The sequence below is a fragment of the Corallococcus exercitus genome (genome assembly GCF_003611585.1).
In the GTDB taxonomy this organism is placed as follows: Bacteria; Myxococcota; Myxococcia; order Myxococcales; family Myxococcaceae; genus Corallococcus; species Corallococcus exercitus.
The window spans coordinates 1-3902 of the sequence record NZ_RAVW01000622.1; the positions used below are offsets into that span (position 1 = coordinate 1).

Here is a 3902-nt window from a genome sequence, read left to right on the forward strand (position 1 = left end):
GGGCGGGGACCTGCTCATCGAACAGAGCAGCCGCGTGCGCGCCGGCCGCTCCGAGCGCGAGTCCGCCGACGGCCTCCTGGAGAGCCCGGGCGGTGAGCCCCTCACGCTGCGCACCCAGGTCGTCGCCCTGCGCGACCGCGCCGGCGAGCGCCTCGGCCTGGTGTACGTCACCCACGACATGACCCACATGCGTGGGCTGGAGCAGGACCTGCAGACGGCGCAGGAGGAGCTGCAGTCCCTCAACCTGCGGATGCAGTCCTCCAACGAGGAGCTGCGCGCCTCCAACGAGGAGCTGGAGACGACCAACGAGGAGCTCCAGTCCGCCAACGAGGAGCTGCAGACGACCAACGAGGAGCTCCAGTCCACCAACGAGGAGCTGGAGACGACCAACGAGGAGCTCCAGTCCGCCAACTCGGAGCTGGACGCCACCAACCGCGAGCTGGCGCACCGCACCCTGGAGATGGACTCGCTGGCCTTCTGCCAGCGCACCATCATCCGCACGCTCTCCGCGGCGGTGCTGGTGCTGGAGGGCGACGGGCGCATCACCACCTGGAACCTGGCCGCGGAGCGGCTCCTGGGCCTGACGGAGCGCGAGGCCGTGGGCCAGACGCTGTGGTCGCTGCACGTGCCCGCGCTCAAGCGCGCGCTGATCCTCAAGCTGCGCCGGCACCTGCAGGAGAACCGCTCCCTGCGGCTTGAGGGCATCCCCTACCAGCTGCCCCATGGCGGCAAGGGCAGCGCCACCATGGTGGCCACGCCGCTCGTCACCGAGACGACCGTGCTGGGCTCCATCATCCTCTTCGAGGACACCACCCGGGCCACCGCCCTCCTGGAAGAGAACCGCAAGCTCAAGAGCCGGGGGAAGGCATGAGCTCCCGGCGGCCACCGAACAAGCAGCATAGCTCGGATAGCTCGGATAGCTCGGATAGCTCGGATAGCTCGGATAGCTCGGATAGCTCGGATAGCTCGGATAGCTCGGATAGCTCGGATAGCTCGGATAGCTCGGATAGCTCGGATAGCTCGGATAGCTCGGCCACCGTGTCCACGGAATCCCCCGGGCTCTTGCGCAAGTACCGCGACCTGCTGATGAAGCACGCGGCGCTGGTGACCAAGCTGGAGGAGCGCACGACGCTGCACGTCAGCACCTTCAGGCTGTCCAGTTGGGCCCTGGAGACCAGCGACAGCGCGCTGGCGGTGCTGCGCACGGGGAGGATGGTGCTGGCCAACTCGCGCTGGCACGACCTGTGCCGCCTGCGGGGCCCCTGGCGGCGCATCGACGGGCGGGAGCACACCGGCCCGGAACACGCGTCCCTGCGCGAGGTGGGCCTGGCGGAGGCGGAGGCCGTGCTGACCCGAACGGACGAGGGCACGCACATCATGCGCTACCGTCAGACCCGCGCGGCGGAGCCGCTCGTGCTGGAGGTCCGGACCGAGCGCGTCGCGGGCCCCGCTGGCGGAGAGGTCCTGGTGCTCGCCCGAGACGTCACGGTCCAGGCGCTGGCCGAGGAGGAGCTCGAGCGCGCGCGGTCCACGGAGGTGGAGCGCGCGCAGATCCGCGCCCTGGGCGAGCTGGCGGCGGGCATCGCGCACGACCTGCGCAACACGCTCAACGCCATGCGGCTGCGGCTGGAGATGCTCCAGCGCGACACGGTCATCGCCCAGCAGAGCCAGCGCCACCTGGACGCGCTGTCGCGCATCGTGTCCGACGCGAACGGCCGCGTGGGGCGCCTCCAGGACTTCACGCGCTACAAGTCCGGGTCCACGGTCGAACTCGTGCAGCTGGTGGAGGTGGTCCGGGACGCGGTGGACATCGCCCGCGGCGGCATCGAGCACCGGGCCCAGCACACCGGCAAGCCCCTGGACCTGCACGTGGAGCTGCCGGAGCGGCTTCCCCTGGTGGCGGGCTCCGCCATGGAGCTGCGCTACGTCGTCATCAACCTGCTCATCAACGCGCGCGACGCGATGCCCCAAGGGGGCACCATCCACGTCCGCGCGGGCCACCGCGCGAAGGCCGTCTGGCTCACGGTGGAGGACGAGGGCACGGGCATCCCCGAGGAGCACCTGCCCAACCTCTTCCAGCCCTTCTTCACCACCAAGGGCGAGAAGGGCACGGGCCTGGGCCTGTCCATGGCCCATGGCGTGGTGACGCGCGCGGGCGGCACGCTCACCGCGGCCAACCGGCCGGAGAAGGGCGCGGTGTTCACCTTCCGCTTCCCGGTGGCGAAGGCGCCCGCCCGGCGCAAGGCGCGCTGAGGGCTCAGCCCGTCTGCTCCGACCCGTCCGCGGCCTCGTCCTCGCCGGGCATCGCGGAAGGGTCGGGCCCCGACAGCACCGCCCGGCGCAGCAGCTCCACCTGGGCCTCGGCGGCCAGGGCGCGCTCGTCGAAGCGCTCCGCGGAGTGGATGTGGTTGCGCTCCTTGGCCCGTGCGGCCATGCGGCGGGCCAGGGCCGCGCTCTCCTCCAGCGCGCGCAGCGCGGCCCACAGCGCGGCGTCCAGGCGGTGCTGCTGGCTGCCGGACAGCGCCTCGCCGGTGTAGCCGTGGCCGGTGCGGCACCGGAAGCGCATGAAGCCTTCCTCATCCAGCTCGAAGAGCACGCCGCCACAGTCAGGGCAGGAGAAGTGGGAGGGCTTCGCGAACTCCGTGAGCGCGGGTGGCTCCTCCATCAAGGGAATGTCCACCGTCATCGCCGTCACCTCTGTCTCCACCTGTCGGGAGCGCTTGCGCGGTCGCGACTTCACCGGCTGCGACACCAGCCGTGTCAGCAGGGACGTCATTTCCCCCATGGGCACGCAGTGGTCCACCGCCACGAATTCCAGCGCGCTGCGGGGCATGTCCGGACAGAGCGCATCCCGGGGGTCCTGCACCACGGCCACCCCCCCTTCCTTCTTCACCGTGAGCAGGCCCGCGGTGCCGCAATCCAGCGCCCCGGTGAGCACCACCCCCACCACGCGGGGGCCATAGGCGCTCGCGGCCGAGCGGAACAGCGGATCCACCGCCGGCCGGTGCCCGTTCTCCCGGGGGCCCTTCATCACCCGCACGCGCCCGGGCTCCAACAGCAGATGTCTGTCATTGGGCGCCACGTAGATGCGGCCCTTCTCCAGCGCCTCTCCATCCCGGGGATGGTGGGCCTTCAAGGGCCCGGAGCGCGTGAGGATTTCCGGCAGGTAGCTGCGGTGCTGCGACGACACGTGCAGCACCACCAGCACCGTGGCGGCCAGGTCCGCGGGAAGCTGCCGGGCCAGCAGGGTCAGGGCTTCCACGCCCCCCGTGGAGGCGCCAATGACGATGATGTCGTGGGTCTGCACGTTCTTCATTCCTTGTCCGGGTGCTCCAGGGACCGCGCCGCGTCATGCATCCGACTCACGAAGGCCCCTGCCTTCTGGGACGACACGTCGGCCTCGGCGTCCGCGCGGCTCGCCTCCGCGTCCGCCCGCCGGGCCTCCGTGGCATGGAGCGAGGCCTCCCGCTCGGTGAGCCGCGAGTGATCCAGGGCGCGCTGGCCGTCCGCCCGGACGCGGGAGCGTTCCTCGTCGGTCTCCGTGACGTCCGCCAGGACCGCATCCATCCGCGAAACGACGCTCAGGGCCTGGGAGCGCTGCTGGCAGGCCTGGGCGAGCGCGTCATAGGCCTTCGCCTGGGCCCGGGCCGCCACCGCCTCCTGCCGGCGTGCGTCGGCCCGCGCCTCCAGGGCCTGCGCCAGTGTGGGGGCCTTCCGTGCCTCTTCGCCATGCGGCTTCATGGGGCGGTTCCTTGCTGGGAGGCAGTCGGCCCTCCTGGCGCACTCGTGTCCTTCAAGGCTAGGGATGCCGGTACGCGTTGCCCACCCGGCGGGGTGGGGCGTGTGGTTTCAATCGGAAGTTTCCAGAAAATTCCAGGGAGGCTGGCCAGGAGGGAGGGGGG

General features: G+C 71.1%; 4 protein-coding genes. 2 read left to right on the forward strand and 2 right to left on the reverse strand.

Annotation, left to right across the window (positions count from 1 at the left end; all coding sequences use genetic code 11):
- On the forward strand, positions 1-871 hold an 871-nt coding region (locus D7W79_RS39775; RefSeq protein ID WP_120530424.1), incomplete at its 5' end, for a PAS domain-containing protein.
- Between the two features lie 167 nt (positions 872-1038).
- Positions 1039-2253: a sensor histidine kinase gene (locus D7W79_RS39780; RefSeq protein ID WP_147442298.1), complete on the forward strand. Its 1215-nt coding sequence runs from the start codon at positions 1039-1041 to the stop codon at positions 2251-2253.
- Positions 2254-2257: 4 nt separating this feature from the next.
- Here D7W79_RS39780 and D7W79_RS39785 read toward each other — a convergent pair whose 3' ends face one another.
- Both D7W79_RS39785 and D7W79_RS39790 read right to left on the reverse strand, forming a co-directional pair.
- Positions 2258-3316 carry a chemotaxis protein CheB gene (locus D7W79_RS39785; RefSeq protein ID WP_167497796.1) on the reverse strand — a complete coding sequence of 353 codons (1059 nt, stop codon included), beginning with the start codon at positions 3314-3316 and terminating at the stop codon, positions 2258-2260.
- Positions 3313-3741: a hypothetical protein gene (locus D7W79_RS39790; protein WP_120530426.1), complete on the reverse strand. Its 429-nt coding sequence runs from the start codon at positions 3739-3741 to the stop codon at positions 3313-3315. Before D7W79_RS39790 ends, D7W79_RS39785 begins: the two co-directional genes overlap by 4 nt.
- Positions 3742-3902 lie beyond the last annotated feature (161 nt).

Excerpts from the sequence above, each read along its gene's own strand:
- D7W79_RS39785 (WP_167497796.1), bottom strand. The coding sequence starts at position 3,316 with ATGAAGAACGTGCAGACCCACGACATCATCGTCATTGGCGCCTCCACG.
- D7W79_RS39790 (WP_120530426.1), bottom strand. The coding sequence starts at position 3,741 with ATGAAGCCGCATGGCGAAGAGGCACGGAAGGCCCCCACACTGGCGCAG.